This is a genomic window from Pseudomonas sp. GV085 (assembly GCF_003050925.1).
Lineage (GTDB): Bacteria > Pseudomonadota > Gammaproteobacteria > Pseudomonadales > Pseudomonadaceae > Aquipseudomonas.
Genome location: NZ_QAOV01000004.1, coordinates 294689 through 312148, shown reverse-complemented (window position 1 = coordinate 312148; position 17460 = coordinate 294689). Strand labels below are relative to the sequence as shown.

Below are 17460 nucleotides of genomic sequence, written 5' to 3'. Positions count from 1 at the left end.
AACGTTCGGTCAGGCTAGTCTTGGCAGATCTGATTGAGGATCTTCGATGATTGCAGGTATTTCTTCACGCACGCCGCAGCAGGCACTGGCCGCTTTGCTTGACCGATATGCCCCCGCGCGCCTGTTGTTGATCGGCGCCAGCGAGTTCCCGGCGCTGGAGGCTTTCAAGCTCGCTCACCCGGACAGCAGCGTCGCTTTCGCTGCCCCCGGGCCGTTGCCCGACGAGTTGGCGGCCCGCCGATTCGACCTGGCCCTGGTGGTCGATTGCCTGGAGCATTTGCCCAAGCGCAACGGCCTGAATCTGCTGGGCGGCATTCGCAACCTCAACGCCAGCCGCATCGCCGTGTTGGCGGATCTGTCAGCGTGTGGTTGGCAGGAAACCGACTTTTTCTCCCTGGCCCTGCAAGCCAGCGAACGCTTTCAACGGGACGAACAGGTCTTGACCCTGTTCACCTACGATCTGCTTGAATACAAACAAGTCCCTGACTGGCTCAATTCGCGCTTCTGGGCCAATCCGGAAAACTTCGGGAAATACTGGTGGTAATGCAATGAGTACACCCATTTGCCCTTGCGGCAGCGGCACCCTGCTCGACGCCTGCTGCGGTCACTACCATGCCGGGCACCCGGCGCCGTGCGCCGAAGCCTTGATGCGCTCGCGCTACAGCGCCTACGTGCTGGGGTTGGTCGACTATCTGGTGGCCACCACCCTGCCCGCCCAACAGGCCGGCCTGGACCGTCAATCGATCAGCGACTGGAGCGCGCAAAGTACGTGGCTGGGCCTTGAGGTGGAAAGCTCCGAAGTGCTGGGCGGCCAGCCTGAACACGCTTTCGTGACCTTCACTGCACGCTGGCACGACAGTAATGGCGAGCACAGCCACCGCGAGCGTTCGTCATTTGTGCAAAACACCGGGCGCTGGTATTTCATCGACCCCACCGTGCCGCTCAAGCCCGGACGCAATGACACCTGCCCATGCGCGAGTGGGCAGAAGTTCAAGAAGTGTTGCGCAGGCTATTTCAGCAGTTAGGACATGGAATGTCTGTTCACCCCCGCAGGAGCTGCCGAAGGCTGCGATCTTTTGGGTCTGGACCGGGGCTCAAGGGAGAAACACCACGATGATCATCCGCCACGGCGCACTCTATCTGCTGATGTTGTTCCTGACACTCGGACTCGGCGGCTGTACATCGTGGTTCGACGACGACTTGCCGGACCCCGAGGTCCATCTGGTGAAGATCGAGGTGGTCAGCGCCAAACTGCTGGAACAGAAATTCCTCCTGCACTTTCGCATCGACAACCCCAACGACAGCGACCTGACGGTGCGCAGTCTGGAGTATCGCGTTCACCTGGGTGACATACTGCTGGCCGACGGCGAGTACGAACACTGGTTCACCATCGGCCCCAGGCACAGCGCTTACTTCAAGGTGCCGATCCGCACCAACCTGTGGTCCAAGGTCCGTGATCTGGCCAAACTGCTGAAAAAATCCGATCAACCCATTCCCTATCGTCTGGATGGTGAACTGGAAACCGGTATATTCATCGCCCACTACGTGCACCTGGCGCGCAATGGCGTGATAATCGCCGCCGATTTAATTCCGGAGCAACACCGATGACCCAGCAACCCCACGTCCACGGCCCTGACTGCAACCACGATCATGATCATGACCATCACCACCATGATCACGACCACGGCCATGTCCACGGTCCGAACTGCGGCCACGCTCACCAGGAACCGGCGCGCAATGCCCTGAAAGACGTCGGCCGCAACGATCCGTGCCCATGCGGCAACGGCAAGAAATTCAAGAAGTGCCACGGCGCTTGATGCTTCGGGCGAAGGCTTGCTTCGCCTGTTGAATCGCCTTCGCGAGCAGACCTGTGCTGTGGATGCAGTTCCCTTGCACGCGATGGACTGTCAGTCGACATCTGTGTAGCTGACACACCATCGCGAGCAATCGAGCGTCGACCGGCTGCTCCTACAGGTTTTTCAGTCCGCCTTTAATACACATGCGGTGCTGACCACCGTCGCATACTCCCCCTGCAAATTCCCCAGCGACATCGCATGCACCTCTTCGGCGCTATGGACATGGCCGAAAAAGTCAGCCTTGTCGAAGGTAAAGCACGCATCCTCGGCCACCCAGGTATCAAAACCCAGGTTGCCTGCGCTACGCGCCGTGGATTCCACCGAGTTGTGGGTCGCGACACCCACGATGATCAATTGCCCGATCCCCGCCTCGCGCAACTCAGTCTCCAGCCCCGTCGAACAAAACGCATCAGGCACCTGTTTCTGGATCAAGCGTTCACCGGCCATGGGCTGAAACCGCTCCTGAAACTCCACCCCCGACTGCTGCGGCCAGAACACTGAGTCCTCCGAGCGGGACAGGTGCTGCACATGGATCACCGGCCGAACCGTGCGCCGCCAATGGTCGAGCAATTCCAGCATGCGCGCTTCAGCCTGAGGATTATTCCGGCGGCCGAGTCTGGGATGCAGGATGCCTTTTTGTTGATCAATGATGATCAGTGCCGCGTTTGTCTTGAGCTCCATGCCGGCTTTTCTCCAGGATTGTCGAGCGTGTCGCACTTCAATACCACCAGTTACGGCTGGCAAGCCACTGTTGAGTGTCAAAAGATCGCAGCCTTCGGCAGCTCCTGCGCGAGATCGGCGTATCTCTACAGGAGCTGCCGAAGGCTGCGATCTTTGACAAATCCTGAAATAACCTCTTACCCCGCTTGCGCGGCCATCACCTGCTCACTAACGTAGCGCCTTTATTGCGCCACCACCCCCGCAGGAGCTTTGCCATGGCCTCGCCAGCCCTTACTCATTTTCTACCCCGGTTCGGCGTTGCCGCAGCAGTGGCCGGTGCCTTGAGCCTGACCGGTTGTCAGAACTTCAACGCCCAGGACACCCTCCCGCCGACCTCCGGCGTGCAACCGCTCAAGGGCCTGGCGCAGAACGTTTCGGTGCGCCGCAATGCCATGGGCATGCCGCTGATCGAAAGCAACAGCTTCCACGACGCGCTCTTCACCCTCGGCTACGTGCATGCCAGCGACCGCATCACGCAGATGGTCACCCTGCGCCTGCTGGCCCAGGGCCGTTTGGCCGAGATGCACGGCGCCGACCTGCTGGATGCCGACCGTTACATGCGGGCGGTCAACCTGAAGAAAAGTGCTGGCGAGTTGTACAAGGCCTCTTCGCCGCGTCTCAAGCGCTTCTTCGAGGTCTATGCGCGCGGCGTCAACGCCTACCTTTTCCGCTACCGCGACAAACTGCCGGCGGACCTCGCGGCCTCCGGGTACCAGCCTGAATACTGGCAACCGGAAGATTCGGCGCTGATTTTCTGCCTGTTGAACTTCAGCCAGTCGACCAACCTGCCGGAAGAAATTTCCACACTGGTACTGGCCCAGACCGTCACCACCGACAAACTGGCGTGGCTGACGCCGTCAGCTCCCGACGAAAAACTGCCGGTCGGCGAAAGCGAAAAACTGCAAGGCATCAAACTCAACGGGCAAGTGCCGGGGCTGGCCGAACTCGGCAAGGCCACCGGGCAACTGTCGGACCTGAACCTGCTCGGCGCCACCTCGTCGAACAACTGGGCCATCGCCCCGCAACGCAGCCGCAGCGGCAAGAGCCTGCTGGCCAGTGACAGTCACGGCCCGCTGGGCGTGCCTTCGCTGTTCAGTTACGTGCAGATTCGCGCGCCGAAATATCAGGCATCCGGCGTGACCATCGCCGGTCTGCCAATGGTGCTCGGTGGTTTCAACGGCAAGGTAGCGTGGAGCGTGACGTCCGTGACGGGTGACAACCAGGACCTGTTCCTGGAGAAGATCAAACGCCAGGGCAACGGGCTCACCTACGAAAACGCCGGGAAGTGGCAGCCGGCGATCGTGCGCAACGAAACCTATTTCGTCAAAGGCCAGCGGTCGATTCGCGAAGCGGTGTACGAAACCCGCCATGGCCCGCTGCTCAATAGCGCCCAGGGCACCACGCTGGCCAATGGTTTCGGCCTGGCCTTGCAGGCACCGAACTTCACCGATGACAAGACCCTGGACGCGTTCTTTGACCTGTCCCGCGCCCAGAGCGTCGAGAAAGCCTCGGATGCCAGCCGAGAAATCCGCGCCATCGCGCTGAACCTGGTGTTTGCCGACGCAAGCCACATCGGCTGGCAAGTCACCGGTCGTTACCCGAACCGCCGCGAAGGCGAAGGCCTGTTGCCCTCGCCGGGCTGGGAAGGTCGATACGATTGGGACGGTTACGCCGACCCGATGCTGCACCCGTACGATCAGGACCCTGCCCAGGGCTGGCTCGGCACCGCCAACCAGCGGGTCATTCCCCATGGCTACGGCATGCAGCTGTCAAATTCCTGGGCCGCTCCGGAGCGCGGCGAGCGCCTGGCCGAACTGGCCGGCGCAGGCAAACACGACAGCCGCAGCCTGATCGCCATGCAATACGACCAGACCACTACCTTCGCTGCCAAGCTGAAGAAAATGTTTGAAGCGCCGGGCATGACCCAGCCGCTCAAACAAGCCATGGACGCCTTGCCGGCGGCAGATCGTGCCAAGGCACACGAGGCCTACAGCCGCCTGATGGCGTTCGACGGCAAGCTCGGCCCGACCTCCACCGATGCGGCAATCTACGAACTGTTCCTGCAGGAAAGCACCCGGCAGATCTTCCTCGATGAACTGGGCCCGGAAAGCAGCCCGGCATGGAAGGCCTTTGTCGCCAACGGCAAGCTTTCCTACGCGGCCCAGGCCGATCACTTGCTCGGGCGTGAAGACAGCCCGTTCTGGGATGACGTGCGCACCGCGCAGAAAGAAGACAAACCGGTGATCCTCGCTCGCAGCCTCGCCGCGGCGATCAGCGCAGGCGACAGCCAATTGGGCAGTGATCACAAGGCCTGGCAGTGGGGCAAACTGCACCGCTATGAATGGAAGAACAGCAGCGGCCAGACCGTACGCGGACCGCTGCCGGCCGGTGGCGATCACACCACGCTCAATACCGCCGCCTTCGCCTGGGGCCAGGACTTCAACACTACGCTGGCGCCAGCCATGCGGTTTATCGTCGACTTCGGCCAGTCCGAACCGCTGATGGCGCAAAACGGCACCGGCCAATCCGGCAACCCGGTCAGCCCTAACTACCTCAACGGCATCGAACCGTGGCTCAAGGGCCAGTACATGAGCCTGCCGATGCAGCCGCAGAACTTCGACAACGCCTATGGCAAGGCACGGTTGACGCTGACGCCCGGCAAATAACCACGCCCCCTATCTGTGGGAGATTCTATGGTTGAGGGCTTTCCCTCAACCATAGAATCTCCCACAGGGGATGTTATTAATCCCCCCAAAAACAAATAGAACTTCTCGCCACACGCCAACCTCATAGCTGACAAGCCCCTCCACTCCGGTAACGAAATGGACCTTGTTATCTCGCGCCCCGAAGGTTTGTACTGCCCCGCCGGCGACTTCTACATCGACCCGTGGCGGCCGGTCGAACGCGCCGTGATCACCCACGCCCACGACGATCATGCCCGCGCCGGCAATCAGCATTACCTGGCGGCAGCGCCCGGCGAGGCCATCCTGCGCACGCGACTGGGCCAGAACATCAACCTGCAGACCCTGCGCTATGGCGAGCGCCTGCTGCATCGAGGCGTGCGCCTCAGTTTTCATCCCGCCGGCCATGTGCTCGGCTCGGCGCAAGTACGCCTGGAATACGGCGCACAAGTCTGGGTCGCATCCGGGGACTACAAGATCGAGCCCGACGGCACTTGCGCGCCGTTTGAACCGGTACGCTGCGACACCTTCATCACCGGCTCGACCTTTGGCCTGCCGATCTACCGCTGGCAACCCCAGGCACAGGTGTTTGCCGAGATCGATCAATGGTGGCAGGCCAATGCGGCTGTCGAAAAAGCCAGCGTGCTGTTCTGTTATTCCCTCGGCAAGGCCCAGCGCATTCTCCATGGCATCGACGCACGACTCGGTCCCATTCTGGTGCATGGCGCCGTCGAATCCATCAACGAGATCTACCGCGAAGCGGGGGTTTATCTGCCGCCCACGACTCATGCCGCCGACGTAAAAAAGAGCGACCCGCTGATGCGCAAGGCGCTGGTGCTCGCCCCCCCTTCAACGGCGAACAGCAGCTGGATGCGTCGCTTCGGCGATTACAGCGATGGCTTCGCCAGTGGCTGGATGCGCTTGCGTGGCATGCGTCGGCAGCGCGGTGTGGACCGTGGCTTCGTGCTGTCCGACCACGCCGACTGGCCCGGCCTGCTCTGGGCCATCGAACAGACTGGCGCTGAGCGGATCATGGTGACCGATGGATCGGCCGGCGCACTGGTACGCCATCTGCGCGAGCAGGGGCTCGAGGCCATGGCGTTCAATACCCAATACGGTGATCACGAAGAGGATGTGGTCATCGCCGAAGCCGAGCCTGCCGAGCCTGCCGAGCCTGCCGAGATGCTGCCATGAAGGCGTTCGCCGAACTGTATACCGAACTGGACACGTGCACCTCGAACAACGCCAGACTGGCGGCATTGCAAAACTACTTCGCCCAGGCCAGGCCGGAAGATGCTGCCTGGGCGTTGTACTTTCTGTCAGGGGGACGCCCCCGGCAATTGGTGCCGGTACGGGTCCTGCGCGAATTGGCCGTGGCGTTTTCCGGTTTGCCGCAATGGCTGTTCGAAGAGAGTTACCAGGCAGTCGGTGATCTCGCGGAAACCATTTCGCTGGTTGTACCGCAAGCGTCGCATCATTCGACCGACGGGCTGGCCGCGTGGATCGAGGACAAATTGCTGCCACTGCGCGGCGAAACAGAGCAGTCCCTCGCTCGACGATTACCGGCGCTGTGGACGCAACTGGACGGTCCGAGCCTGATGGTCTGCATCAAACTGATCACCGGCAGCTTGCGCGTCGTGGTGTCCAGGTTATTGGTGACCCGTGCCCTGGCAGCCATGGCTCACCTGGACTGCAAACGTGTGGCCCAGCGCATGGTGGGTTACACCGACCAGACCCATCGCCCCAGTGCCACCCGCTACTTAAAATTGATCGCCGCCGAATCCCGGGATGAACGCGCCCAGCGTGGTGGCCAGCCCTACCCGTTTTTCCTCGCCCACGTCTTGTCGCCACCCGTGGAGCAATTCGAAGCCCTGCTCGGCCCTGCCCAGCACTGGCAAGCGGAATGGAAATGGGATGGTATCCGCGCCCAGGTGATCAAGCGCGAAGGGCGACTGTGGATCTGGTCGCGGGGTGAAGGGCTGGTGACCGAACGCTTCCCTGAACTGGACAGCTTATTTCTGAGCCTTCCCGACGGAACGGTGATCGACGGCGAGATCGTCGCCTGGAAATCTGCAGCAACCGCCATCGACAAGGTGTTTCAACCCGCGGCGCAACCTTTCGCCCTCCTGCAACAACGCATCGTTCGCAAAACCCTGGACCGGAAAATCCTCGAAGAAGTGCCAGTCGTGTTAATCGCCTTCGATTTGCTCGAATGGCAGGGTGAAGACTGGCGCAACCGGCGTCAGGCCGAGCGACGCGCGCAACTGGAACGGGTGACCAGTGACTGTGCCAATCCGCGGTTGCGCCTCTCGCCATTGGTGACCGGCGACACGTGGCTCGACCTCGCCCGCCAGCGCGAGACATCCCGCGCCCTCGGTGTCGAAGGCCTGATGCTCAAGCCACGCGATGCCCTGTACGGCGTCGGCCGGACCAAGGACCTGGGTGCGTGGTGGAAATGGAAAGTCGACCCTTTCAGCGTTGACGCCGTGCTGATCCATGCGCAACGGGGGCAAGGACGCCGGGCCAGCCTCTACAGCGATTACACGTTCGCCGTGTGGGACGGCCCGCCAGACGCCAGCGAACGTTCCCTGGTGCCGTTCGCCAAAGCGCATTCAGGGTTGAGCGATGACGAAATCCGCCAGGTCGACAGCATCGTGCGCAAGACCACGGTGGAAAAAATCGGCCCAGTGAGCAGCGTCCAGCCGAGCCTGGTGTTTGAATTGGGTTTCGAGGGGATCGCCCTCTCCCACCGTCACGAAAGTGGCATTGCCGTGCGTTTTCCGCGCATCTTGCGCTGGCGCAAGGACAAGTCGGTCGACGAAGCCGACAGTTTGACGACCCTGCAAAATCTGCTCGGCTGAGCCTTCTTTTTATCCTCAAAATTTTTTCTTTTTGAGTCGAACGGGTGCGGCCATTTCCCTGCGCCCGTTTTCGTGCATAAATCTGTCTCCGGCTATTTCCAGACACCTTTTAAAACGCTTGTTCGGCACTCTGGTTCGGAAATTGCTACTTTCAACAGGTCTTACGCTTTCCAGTAACAATAATTCTGCGCCACAAGCGCTCATATTGGTTTTAGGGATTGAATAATGAAAAAAGCATTGCTGACCCTTTCTGCACTGGCGTTGTGCATGGCCGCTGGCTCCGCCATGGCGAAGGAGTACAAAGAACTGCGTTTCGGCGTTGACCCTTCTTACGCACCGTTCGAGTCAAAAGCGGCCGACGGCAGCCTGGTAGGCTTCGACATCGATCTGGGGAACGCGATCTGCGCCGAACTGAAGGTCAAGTGCAAGTGGGTCGAAAGTGACTTCGATGGCATGATTCCCGGTCTCAAAGCCAATAAATTCGACGGTGTGATCTCGTCGATGACCGTAACCCCGGCCCGTGAAAAAGTCATCGACTTCTCCAGCGAGCTGTTTTCCGGCCCAACCGCTTACGTGTCCAAGAAAGGTTCCGGCGTGACCGCAGACGTCGCGTCCCTCAAGGGCAAAACCGTCGGCTACGAACAAGGCACCATTCAGGAAGCCTATGCCAAAGCCATTCTGGACAAGGCCGGCGTAAAAACCCAGGCCTACGCCAACCAGGATCAGGTCTACGCTGACTTGACTTCCGGTCGTCTCGATGCAGGGATCCAGGACATGCTGCAAGCCGAACTGGGCTTCCTGAAGTCGCCACAGGGTGCCGACTACGAAGTCAGCAAGCCGGTCGACAATGAACTGCTGCCGGCCAAAACAGCGGTCGGTATTAAGAAAGGTAACACCGAGCTGAAAGCACTTTTGGATAAAGGTATCAAAGCGTTACACGATGATGGCACCTACGCCACCATTCAGAAGAAACACTTTGGCGATCTGAATCTGTACAGCGGCAAATAATGCCCGGCGCCCATCTCTGGATGGGCGCTTTTTTCATCCGATCAGGCTGCTGATTTATGTTTGAAAACCTACTGGAAAATCTGGGGCTCTCTGCCTTCAGCCTCAAGGGCTTCGGTCCGCTGCTGATGCAAGGCACCTGGATGACGATCAAATTGTCGGCGTTATCGCTGTTGGTAGCCGTGTTGCTCGGGCTGCTTGGCGCCAGTGCCAAGTTGTCAAAAGTCAAACTGATGCGCGTGCCTGCCCAGCTTTACACCACACTTATTCGCGGCGTTCCGGACCTGGTCCTGATGCTGCTGATTTTCTACAGCCTGCAAACCTGGCTGACCTCGTTTACCGATTTCATGGAATGGGAATACATCGAAATCAACCCGTTCAGCGCCGGGGTCATTACCCTGGGCTTCATCTACGGTGCGTATTTCACCGAAACCTTCCGTGGCGCGATTCTCGCGGTTCCGCGGGGCCAGGTCGAAGCGGCTACCGCTTATGGCCTCAAGCGCGGCCAGCGTTTCTGGATCGTGGTGTTCCCACAGATGATGCGTTATGCCCTGCCAGGTATCGGTAACAACTGGATGGTAATGCTCAAGGCCACCGCCCTGGTGTCGATCATCGGCCTGGCCGATCTGGTCAAGGCTGCCCAGGACGCCGGCAAAAGCAGCTATCAGCTGTTTTACTTCCTGGTACTTGCCGCGCTGATCTATCTGGTGATCACCAGCGCGTCCAACTTCATTCTGCGCTGGCTCGAACGTCGTTACTCCGCCGGTACCCGGGAGGCCGTACGATGATCGAACTCCTGCAGGAATACTGGAAACCCTTCCTTTACAGCGACGGCAACAACATCACCGGTCTGGCCATGACCATGTGGTTGCTCAGCGCATCGATATTCTTCGGTTTCATCGTCTCGATTCCGCTGTCTATCGCCCGGGTTTCACCGCGCCTCTACATTCGCTGGCCGGTGCAGTTCTACACCTACCTGTTCCGTGGCACGCCGCTGTATATCCAGCTTCTGATCTGCTACACCGGGATCTACAGCCTGGCCGCCGTGCGCGCACAACCGCTGCTCGACAGCTTCTTCCGCGATGCGATGAACTGCACCATCCTGGCCTTTGCCCTGAACACCTGCGCCTACACCACCGAGATTTTCGCCGGGGCAATCCGCAGCATGGCCCACGGTGAAGTGGAAGCGGCCAAGGCTTACGGACTGACCGGCTGGAAACTGTACGCCTATGTGATCATGCCGTCGGCCCTGCGTCGTTCGTTGCCGTATTACAGCAACGAAGTGATCCTGATGCTGCACTCGACCACCGTGGCCTTCACCGCGACTATCCCGGACATCCTGAAAGTCGCGCGGGACGCCAACTCGGCGACCTTCCTGACCTTCCAGTCGTTCGGTATCGCCGCGCTGATCTACCTGACCGTCACTTTTGCGCTGGTCGGCCTGTTCCGCCTTGCCGAACGCCGATGGCTGGCCTTCCTCGGGCCGACCCACTAGGACTCCGTTTTCAGGAAACAAAAATCCATGCGCCACCAGACTCATGACCTGCTGGCCCCGCTACCGGGGACTGCACGACAGATCCACAGTTTTCACTTCGGCCCACAACCCGCCAACGGCAAGATCTACATCCAGGCCTCCCTGCACGCCGACGAAATGCCCGGCATGCTGGTGGCCTGGCACCTCAAGCAACGCCTGGCGGAGCTGGAAGCCGCTGGCCGTTTGCGCAGCGAAATCGTCCTGGTCCCGGTCGCCAACCCGATTGGCCTGGAACAAGTACTGATGGACGTGCCGCTGGGCCGCTTCGAGCTGGAAACCGGGCAGAACTTCAATCGCTGGTTCGTCGACCTGAGTGAAGAAGTCGGCAACGAGATCGAAGGCCAACTCGGCAACGACCCGCAGCACAACCTCGAATTGATTCGTAACAGCCTGCGCAATGCGCTGGCCCGGCAAACCGCCAGCACCCAGCTGCAATCCCAGCGCCTGACCCTGCAACGGCTGGCCTGCGATGCCGACATGGTGCTCGACCTGCATTGTGATTTCGAAGCGGTCGCACACCTGTACACCACGCCGGAGGCTTGGCCACAGGTCGAGCCACTGGCCCGCTACATCGGTGCCGAGGCCAGCCTGTTGGCGACCGATTCCGGGGGCCAGTCGTTCGACGAATGCTTCACCCTGCTCTGGTGGCAGTTGAAGGAACGCTTCGGCGAACACTTCGACATTCCACCAGGCAGTTTTTCGGTGACCGTCGAATTGCGCGGCCAGGGCGACGTCAATCACCCGCTGGCGAGCCTCGACTGTCAGGCGTTGATCGACTATCTGATCCATTTCGGCGCGATCGCCGGCGAACCCGCGCCCCTGCCCGACCTGCCCTATCCGGCGACACCGCTGGCCGGTGTAGAGCCGGTGGCCACACCGGTGGGCGGGCTGCTGGTGTTCACCGCATTGCCGGGGGAATACCTTGAGGCCGGGCAACTGATCGCCGAGATCATTGATCCCGTCAACGATCTGGTCACTCCCGTTCATTGCGCCACAGCCGGGTTGATGTACGCCCGCTCGCTGCGCCGCATGGCCACTGCCGGCATGGTGATTGCCCACGTCGCAGGCACCGAAGCCTATCGCAGCGGCTATCTACTTTCGCCTTGAGGATGCACGCCCCATGTACAAATTGACCATCGAAGGCCTGCATAAGAGTTATGGCGATCATGAAGTCCTCAAAGGTGTTTCACTCAAGGCCAGGACCGGCGACGTCATCAGCCTGATCGGCGCCAGCGGCTCGGGCAAAAGCACCTTTCTGCGTTGCATCAACTTCCTGGAACAACCCAACGACGGCGCCATGAGCCTCGACGGGCAGAACATCCGCATGATCAAGGACCGTCACGGCATACACGTGGCCGATGCCAATGAACTGCAGCGCATTCGCACCCGCCTGGCCATGGTGTTCCAGCACTTCAACCTGTGGAGCCACATGACGGTGCTGGAAAACATCACCATGGCCCCGCGCCGGGTGCTGGGGTGTGACCGGAAAGAAGCCGAGGACCGCGCCCGGCGCTACCTCGACAAGGTGGGGCTGGCCTCCCGTGTGGCGGACCAATACCCGGCCTTCCTGTCCGGCGGTCAGCAACAACGGGTAGCGATTGCCCGCGCACTGGCCATGGAGCCGGAAGTCATGCTGTTCGACGAACCGACCTCGGCGCTGGACCCGGAACTGGTGGGTGAAGTGCTGAAGGTGATCCAGGGCCTGGCCGAGGAAGGCCGGACCATGATCATGGTGACCCACGAAATGAGCTTCGCCCGCAAAGTGTCGAGCCAAGTGCTGTTTCTGCACAAGGGCCTGGTTGAGGAAGAAGGCGCGCCAGACAACGTGCTGGGCAATCCGAAAAGCGAGCGGTTGAAGCAGTTCCTCAGCGGCAACCTGAAGTAACGCCTGACAAAAAAACTGTGGGAGCGAGCCTGCTCGCGAATGCGGTCTGACATTCAACATTTGTGTTGTCTGACACACCGATTTCGCGAGCAGGTCGGATCGCCGCACCGTCGCTCCCACATTTTTTGATCTGTAGTGTCTGAACTGTCAGACCATAGGCGCAGGCGGCGGCTCATCCGGCAGCGTAGGCTCGCCCGGTTCGTTAGGCTGTTCGTTCGGGGTATCAGGATCAGGCTGGCCGGGGATACCCCCTGCCATGCTGACGGGCGGATGTGCCAACAAGGACCAGGCCAGAACGCCAACCTGATTGGGTTCCAGCCTTGCCAGTTCAGCACTGATTCGCGGATCGATCTTCATTCGGCACTCCTAGGCGATGACCCGACCCGCCTTGCGCGGATCGGAACAGTACACCCCATAGAGTGTACGCCCGCTCAGGAATTCCCGGCACTTGTCGGACGGTTGACTCAGGTGCGAGGCAGGGTCACGCCACGCTGCCCCTGGTACTTGCCGCCACGGTCCTTGTAGGACACTTCACATTCTTCGTCAGATTCGAGGAACAGCATCTGCGCCACGCCTTCGTTCGCGTAGATTTTCGCCGGCAAATTGGTGGTATTGGAGAACTCAAGGGTCACGTGACCTTCCCACTCAGGCTCGAGCGGCGTGACGTTGACGATGATGCCGCAGCGCGCGTAGGTGCTTTTACCCAGGCAAATGGTCAAGACATTACGCGGAATGCGGAAGTATTCGACGGTGCTGGCCAGGGCGAAGGAATTAGGCGGAATGATGCACACGTCGCTGTGGATGTCGACGAAGCTGCCGGCATCGAAGTTTTTCGGATCGACGATGGCCGAATTGATGTTGGTGAACACCTTGAAATGACTGGTGCAACGCACATCGTAGCCGTAGCTCGACACGCCATAGGAGATCACACGGCTATCGTCGCTGCCGCGCATCTGGCGCTCGACGAAAGGCTCGATCATGCCGTGTTCCTGCGCCATGCGGCGAATCCACTTGTCCGATTTGATGCTCATGGCGGGTGTCCTGAATAGCGAGGTCGAAAAATTCTGTCCGGCATCTTACCGGGCGCGCCGCCGGGTTCAAAGTCCGCGGTGCAATTCTCGCCGAACAGGCAGGAATTACCTGTGCTGGCGACGAACCGTCGCACCGCCGATCCTTAAATCAGAGAAACCTTCGCAAGAAGCATTGGCACGTCCCGGAAAAAGGGTTAAGGTGGCGCCACTGTGCTGCTTGTGTCACTGAGAATCTCTACACGATATGTTGAATTTCGATCCAACCATCTACAAGAATTTTTCCTGCTCTTTGCACTCAGTCTCGGCCAGGGTTCTTCCTGAGTCGCAGTTATCTTTGTTCAAGGAGTTACACCATGTCTAATCGCCAAACCGGTACCGTTAAGTGGTTCAACGATGAAAAAGGCTTCGGCTTCATCACTCCACAATCCGGTGACGACCTGTTCGTTCACTTCAAAGCTATCCAATCCGACGGCTTCAAAAGCCTGAAAGAAGGCCAACAGGTTTCTTTCATCGCTACCCGCGGTCAGAAAGGCATGCAAGCTGAAGAAGTTCAAGTTATCTAACTTGTACTTGCTTTAGTAAAAAAGCCCCGCCCTCAACAGCGGGGCTTTTTTGTGCCTGTGTGTTTTTCACAGGTAAAAAAGATCGCAGCCTGCGGCAGCTCCTACAGGGTGAACATAACCCCCCTGTAGGAGCTGCCGCAGGCTGCGATCTTTTAGCGTATTACCAAGTCACGCCAAATCCTGCGGTGTAGCGTGTCTTGTCCAGATCCGCATCATCGGTGCCGCTGATGATGTCCCGCTCCGCCTTCAGGTTCAGCGAAGCCCAGTCAGTCACCTTGTAGCGTAACCCCATCTCGGCATCGAGTGCGTAGTCGGCCACACCCGACAGCGGCTTGCCGACCTCACCACTGGTGAAGAACTCGACATGCTTGCCGATCAGGTAGCGGTTGTAATCCCACGTCATGGCCAGTGCGTAGAAATTGTCCTTGCTGCCATCGGAGAACTCATAGTCCGTGCGGTTGACCAGCGAGCCCAGGGAGAACGCCCCGAGCTCGTTATCCCAGAACTGATAGCCGGGACCGGTACCGACGGTGCGCTGACGGGATAGGTGTTCGACCTTGTCGCGCTTGTACTCCAGACGCCCCTGCCAGAACCATTGCTCGGTCAGGAATCGGTCAATGGAGTACTCGGCCCGCCAGTTGTCGGTGGTCACCACGTCATCCTGGAACTCGCGGTTGTATTCACCCTCGGCGGTGTGCCGCCAGCGACCGTGGCGCGCACTGGTCTTGAAATCGATGTCGTAGTCATCGGTGTCGTTTTCCGCCCGCTGATAATCCAGCGCGATATCGACGTTGCCTTTCCACACCAGATCCTCGACCACCGGTTTTGGCTTGAGAATCTGCTGAATGCTCGCCAGTTCGACCGTCCTCGGTGCGTCGCCATTGGCCAGCGTGACCTTACCGGCGTCCGCCGCTTTCAGCGACTTGGCTTTCTCGCCACTGTAGGCATCCTGCTTGACCAGCAATTGCTGATCGCTGTCCAGAGTCTTGACCTGTTTCCAGTCGATCGTCACCGCACCGGCGTACTCGGTCTGGATCAGCAGCTTGCCGCCATCGAACAGCGTGATCTTGCCGCTCAGCTTGTCACCGTTCTTCAACCACACGGTATCGGCTAACAAGGGAGTAGAAGCACTGAGGACAGCGAGGTACAGCAGGGATCTGGACAACATAAGCAAAATACGGGCTCGGGCTTGCGAGAAAAGTCGGCATTATCCGTAGGAATAATGTCCTGACAAGGACTGACCCGACTATTTCTGTTGAGTTCATTTCTCAACCGCCTGTACAGGATTTACTCTATAGATGGTAAAGCAGACTTCTTCAGGAATGACGGACGTGACCGATCCAACCGATGAACCCGAGAGTGCGGCGCAAATCCGACGCACGGCGCTGTATCTGACACTGGCGCAAGTTCCCGAGGGCAAAGTCGTCAGCTACGGTCAATTGGCCGAGCTTGCAGGACTGGGTCGCGCCGCCCGCTGGGTCGGCCGCACCCTCAGCGAATTGCCGAGCGACAGCAAATTACCCTGGCATCGCGTTCTGGGTGCAAACGGGCGTATCAGCCTGCCGGCGGGCAGCCCTTCGGGCGATGAGCAGCGCGTACGATTACGCATGGAGGGCATCAGCGTCCTGAATAATCGTGTTGATATTCAGCGCCATGGCTGGCGTCCGGTAGAGCACAGCGGTTAGAGTGCGCGCTTTGTTTCCGTATTTCTTGAGGCAGACTCCAGCCCATGCCCCGTAAAACCTGGCGCGCCGCGCTCGCCGCTTATGCCAGCCCTTCGACACTCGTGCTGTTGCTGCTTGGTTTCGCCGCCGGCCTGCCCTACATGCTGGTGTTTTCAACGCTTTCAGTCTGGCTGCGTGAGGCTGGCGTGGCGCGTGAAACCATTGGCTATGCAAGCCTGATTGGCCTGGCATATGCCTTCAAATGGGTCTGGTCACCGTTGCTCGACCAATGGCGACTGCCATTGCTTGGCAAACTCGGTCGACGACGATCCTGGCTCGTGCTGTCCCAGGCACTGGTCATCCTTGGCCTGATCGGGATGGGTTTCTGCGATCCGCAAAAGCATTTGTCCTGGCTGATCGCCATTGCCGTGGTCGTCGCTTTCGCATCAGCGACGCAGGATATTGCGGTAGACGCCTATCGCCTGGAAATCGCCGAAGACAATCGTCAGGCCGCCCTGGCCGCCAGCTACATGTCCGGCTACCGGGTCGCCGCGCTGCTGGCGACTGCAGGCGCGCTGTACTTCGCCGAAGGCTTTGGCTCCACCGGCTTCAACTACAAGCATTCGGCCTGGGCCGGCACTTACATTCTGTTCGGGGTGCTGATGGTCCCGGCACTGCTGACTTCCACGTTCATGCGCGAACCACCCGTGCCGTTGCGCACGCAACTGCAGGCCGGTCGCTACAGCTTCGTGCATCAACTGGCCTCGGTGTTCGTGCTGATCATTTTGCTGGTGTCCGTGCCGGCCATGTTCACCCAGCTCTACTACACCGACTTCGCCAGCGTACTGTTCGAAGGCGTGAGCGTGCTCGACCTGCTGCTCGAAGACCGCGCGTTCCTGCGGGCCATCCTCTATATCACGCTCACCGCCCTGTGCCTCTCGGCCATGGGCCGTCGCGGCCTGGCACCCGTGCTGACTCCGATCAACGACTTCATCCTGCGATACCGCTGGCAAGCGTTGCTACTACTCGGCTTGATTGCCACCTATCGGATGTCCGATACGGTCATGGGCGTGATGGCCAACGTGTTCTACATCGACCAGGGCTTCACCAAGGACCAGATCGCCAGCGTCAGCAAAATCTTCGGCCTGATCATGACCCTGGTGGGTGCCGGCATGGGCGGCCTGCTGATCGTGCGTTTCGGCATCTTGCCGATCCTGTTTATCGGCGGCGTCGCATCCGCGGCGACCAACATCCTGTTCCTGATACTCGCCGATATGGGCCCCAACCTGAACATGCTGGTGCTGACCATCTCCCTGGACAACTTCAGTTCAGGCCTGGCCACCTCGGCGTTCGTCGCCTACCTGTCGAGCCTGACCAACCTCAAGTTCTCCGCCACCCAATACGCCCTGCTCAGCTCGATCATGCTGTTGCTGCCGCGCCTGATCGGTGGCTATTCCGGGGTCATGGTGGAAAAATTCGGTTACCACAATTTCTTTCTGATCACCGCCCTGCTGGGCGTCCCGACCCTGCTGTTGATCGCCTTGCACTGGTTCCAGGAGAACCGCCGCGCAGGTCCGACACCGACACCGGAACCGGTGCAGACCCCGGTCACCGAAGAATCGTAGGATCTTTACTCAGGAACAATCGCGGAGGGCCGAGT

At 59.8% G+C, this 17460-nt stretch carries 19 protein-coding genes; 15 read left to right on the top strand and 4 right to left on the bottom strand.

What is annotated here, in order from left to right:
• Positions 1-46 precede the first annotated feature (46 nt).
• From C8K63_RS10985 to C8K63_RS10970, 4 genes are all read left to right on the top strand, one after another.
• Positions 47-544: a DUF6231 family protein gene (locus C8K63_RS10985; RefSeq protein WP_108216715.1), complete on the top strand. Its 498-nt coding sequence runs from the start codon at positions 47-49 to the stop codon at positions 542-544.
• A gap of 4 nt (positions 545-548) precedes the next feature.
• Positions 549-1025, top strand: coding sequence for a YchJ family protein (locus tag C8K63_RS10980; RefSeq protein WP_108216714.1), 477 nt, complete (start codon positions 549-551; stop codon positions 1023-1025).
• Between the two features lie 88 nt (positions 1026-1113).
• Positions 1114-1608, top strand: coding sequence for an LEA type 2 family protein (locus C8K63_RS10975; protein WP_108216713.1), 495 nt, complete (start codon positions 1114-1116; stop codon positions 1606-1608).
• The gene (locus C8K63_RS10970) at positions 1605-1817 is read left to right on the top strand and encodes an SEC-C metal-binding domain-containing protein (RefSeq protein WP_108216712.1); all 213 of its coding nucleotides are present in this window, start codon (positions 1605-1607) and stop codon (positions 1815-1817) included. Before C8K63_RS10975 ends, C8K63_RS10970 begins: the two co-directional genes overlap by 4 nt.
• A gap of 162 nt (positions 1818-1979) precedes the next feature.
• On the opposite strand, the gene C8K63_RS10965 is transcribed toward C8K63_RS10970, so the two are convergent.
• Positions 1980-2537, bottom strand: a complete 558-nt coding sequence (locus C8K63_RS10965; RefSeq protein ID WP_108216711.1) for a cysteine hydrolase family protein — start codon at positions 2535-2537, stop codon at positions 1980-1982.
• Between the two features lie 254 nt (positions 2538-2791).
• Between C8K63_RS10965 and C8K63_RS10960 the strand changes: the two genes are divergently transcribed.
• From C8K63_RS10960 to C8K63_RS10925, 8 genes are all read left to right on the top strand, one after another.
• Positions 2792-5242 carry a penicillin acylase family protein gene (locus C8K63_RS10960; RefSeq protein WP_108216710.1) on the top strand — a complete coding sequence of 817 codons (2451 nt, stop codon included), beginning with the start codon at positions 2792-2794 and terminating at the stop codon, positions 5240-5242.
• Between the two features lie 156 nt (positions 5243-5398).
• Positions 5399-6451 (top strand): ligase-associated DNA damage response exonuclease, encoded by a 1053-nt coding sequence (locus C8K63_RS10955; RefSeq protein WP_108216709.1) that lies wholly within the window; start codon positions 5399-5401, stop codon positions 6449-6451.
• Positions 6448-8118: an ATP-dependent DNA ligase gene (locus C8K63_RS10950; protein ID WP_108216708.1), complete on the top strand. Its 1671-nt coding sequence runs from the start codon at positions 6448-6450 to the stop codon at positions 8116-8118. Before C8K63_RS10955 ends, C8K63_RS10950 begins: the two co-directional genes overlap by 4 nt.
• A gap of 225 nt (positions 8119-8343) precedes the next feature.
• Positions 8344-9126 (top strand): transporter substrate-binding domain-containing protein, encoded by a 783-nt coding sequence (locus C8K63_RS10945; RefSeq protein ID WP_007996874.1) that lies wholly within the window; start codon positions 8344-8346, stop codon positions 9124-9126.
• Between the two features lie 56 nt (positions 9127-9182).
• Complete coding sequence (locus C8K63_RS10940; RefSeq protein ID WP_108216707.1) at positions 9183-9911, top strand: ABC transporter permease; 729 nt, start codon at positions 9183-9185, stop codon at positions 9909-9911.
• Complete coding sequence (locus C8K63_RS10935) at positions 9908-10618, top strand: ABC transporter permease (RefSeq protein ID WP_108216706.1); 711 nt, start codon at positions 9908-9910, stop codon at positions 10616-10618. Before C8K63_RS10940 ends, C8K63_RS10935 begins: the two co-directional genes overlap by 4 nt.
• 27 nt (positions 10619-10645) lie before the next feature.
• Entirely contained in the window at positions 10646-11764 is a 1119-nt protein-coding gene (locus tag C8K63_RS10930) for a succinylglutamate desuccinylase/aspartoacylase family protein (protein ID WP_108216705.1), read from the top strand.
• 13 nt (positions 11765-11777) lie between these two features.
• On the top strand, positions 11778-12542 hold the full coding sequence (locus tag C8K63_RS10925) for an ABC transporter ATP-binding protein (RefSeq protein WP_108216704.1): 765 nt from the start codon (positions 11778-11780) through the stop codon (positions 12540-12542).
• Positions 12543-12689: 147 nt separating this feature from the next.
• Here the strand turns inward: C8K63_RS10925 and C8K63_RS10920 are convergent, their stop codons facing one another.
• Entirely contained in the window at positions 12690-12899 is a 210-nt protein-coding gene (locus C8K63_RS10920) for a hypothetical protein (RefSeq protein WP_108216703.1), read from the bottom strand.
• Between the two features lie 107 nt (positions 12900-13006).
• The gene (gene dcd / locus C8K63_RS10915; RefSeq protein ID WP_085724551.1) at positions 13007-13573 is read right to left on the bottom strand and encodes a dCTP deaminase; all 567 of its coding nucleotides are present in this window, start codon (positions 13571-13573) and stop codon (positions 13007-13009) included.
• A gap of 353 nt (positions 13574-13926) precedes the next feature.
• Between dcd and C8K63_RS10910 the strand changes: the two genes are divergently transcribed.
• Entirely contained in the window at positions 13927-14136 is a 210-nt protein-coding gene (locus tag C8K63_RS10910; protein WP_002554837.1) for a cold-shock protein, read from the top strand.
• A gap of 160 nt (positions 14137-14296) precedes the next feature.
• Here the strand turns inward: C8K63_RS10910 and C8K63_RS10905 are convergent, their stop codons facing one another.
• The gene (locus C8K63_RS10905) at positions 14297-15304 is read right to left on the bottom strand and encodes a DUF481 domain-containing protein (protein WP_108216702.1); all 1008 of its coding nucleotides are present in this window, start codon (positions 15302-15304) and stop codon (positions 14297-14299) included.
• A 163-nt stretch (positions 15305-15467) separates the two neighbouring features.
• Between C8K63_RS10905 and C8K63_RS10900 the strand changes: the two genes are divergently transcribed.
• Both C8K63_RS10900 and C8K63_RS10895 read left to right on the top strand, forming a co-directional pair.
• Positions 15468-15821 carry an MGMT family protein gene (locus C8K63_RS10900; protein ID WP_108216701.1) on the top strand — a complete coding sequence of 118 codons (354 nt, stop codon included), beginning with the start codon at positions 15468-15470 and terminating at the stop codon, positions 15819-15821.
• A 44-nt stretch (positions 15822-15865) separates the two neighbouring features.
• Positions 15866-17425, top strand: a complete 1560-nt coding sequence (locus tag C8K63_RS10895; protein ID WP_108216700.1) for an AmpG family muropeptide MFS transporter — start codon at positions 15866-15868, stop codon at positions 17423-17425.
• Positions 17426-17460 lie beyond the last annotated feature (35 nt).

Excerpts from the sequence above, each read along its gene's own strand:
- C8K63_RS10930 (WP_108216705.1), top strand. The coding sequence starts at position 10,646 with ATGCGCCACCAGACTCATGACCTGCTGGCCCCGCTACCGGGGACTGCA.
- C8K63_RS10960 (WP_108216710.1), top strand. The coding sequence starts at position 2,792 with ATGGCCTCGCCAGCCCTTACTCATTTTCTACCCCGGTTCGGCGTTGCC.
- C8K63_RS10970 (WP_108216712.1), top strand. The coding sequence starts at position 1,605 with ATGACCCAGCAACCCCACGTCCACGGCCCTGACTGCAACCACGATCAT.
- C8K63_RS10925 (WP_108216704.1), top strand. The coding sequence starts at position 11,778 with ATGTACAAATTGACCATCGAAGGCCTGCATAAGAGTTATGGCGATCAT.
- C8K63_RS10905 (WP_108216702.1), bottom strand. The coding sequence starts at position 15,304 with ATGTTGTCCAGATCCCTGCTGTACCTCGCTGTCCTCAGTGCTTCTACT.
- dcd (WP_085724551.1), bottom strand. The coding sequence starts at position 13,573 with ATGAGCATCAAATCGGACAAGTGGATTCGCCGCATGGCGCAGGAACAC.
- C8K63_RS10920 (WP_108216703.1), bottom strand. The coding sequence starts at position 12,899 with ATGAAGATCGATCCGCGAATCAGTGCTGAACTGGCAAGGCTGGAACCC.
- C8K63_RS10945 (WP_007996874.1), top strand. The coding sequence starts at position 8,344 with ATGAAAAAAGCATTGCTGACCCTTTCTGCACTGGCGTTGTGCATGGCC.
- C8K63_RS10975 (WP_108216713.1), top strand. The coding sequence starts at position 1,114 with ATGATCATCCGCCACGGCGCACTCTATCTGCTGATGTTGTTCCTGACA.
- C8K63_RS10895 (WP_108216700.1), top strand. The coding sequence starts at position 15,866 with ATGCCCCGTAAAACCTGGCGCGCCGCGCTCGCCGCTTATGCCAGCCCT.
- C8K63_RS10950 (WP_108216708.1), top strand. The coding sequence starts at position 6,448 with ATGAAGGCGTTCGCCGAACTGTATACCGAACTGGACACGTGCACCTCG.
- C8K63_RS10955 (WP_108216709.1), top strand. The coding sequence starts at position 5,399 with ATGGACCTTGTTATCTCGCGCCCCGAAGGTTTGTACTGCCCCGCCGGC.
- C8K63_RS10980 (WP_108216714.1), top strand. The coding sequence starts at position 549 with ATGAGTACACCCATTTGCCCTTGCGGCAGCGGCACCCTGCTCGACGCC.
- C8K63_RS10965 (WP_108216711.1), bottom strand. The coding sequence starts at position 2,537 with ATGGAGCTCAAGACAAACGCGGCACTGATCATCATTGATCAACAAAAA.
- C8K63_RS10985 (WP_108216715.1), top strand. The coding sequence starts at position 47 with ATGATTGCAGGTATTTCTTCACGCACGCCGCAGCAGGCACTGGCCGCT.
- C8K63_RS10910 (WP_002554837.1), top strand. The coding sequence starts at position 13,927 with ATGTCTAATCGCCAAACCGGTACCGTTAAGTGGTTCAACGATGAAAAA.
- C8K63_RS10935 (WP_108216706.1), top strand. The coding sequence starts at position 9,908 with ATGATCGAACTCCTGCAGGAATACTGGAAACCCTTCCTTTACAGCGAC.
- C8K63_RS10940 (WP_108216707.1), top strand. The coding sequence starts at position 9,183 with ATGTTTGAAAACCTACTGGAAAATCTGGGGCTCTCTGCCTTCAGCCTC.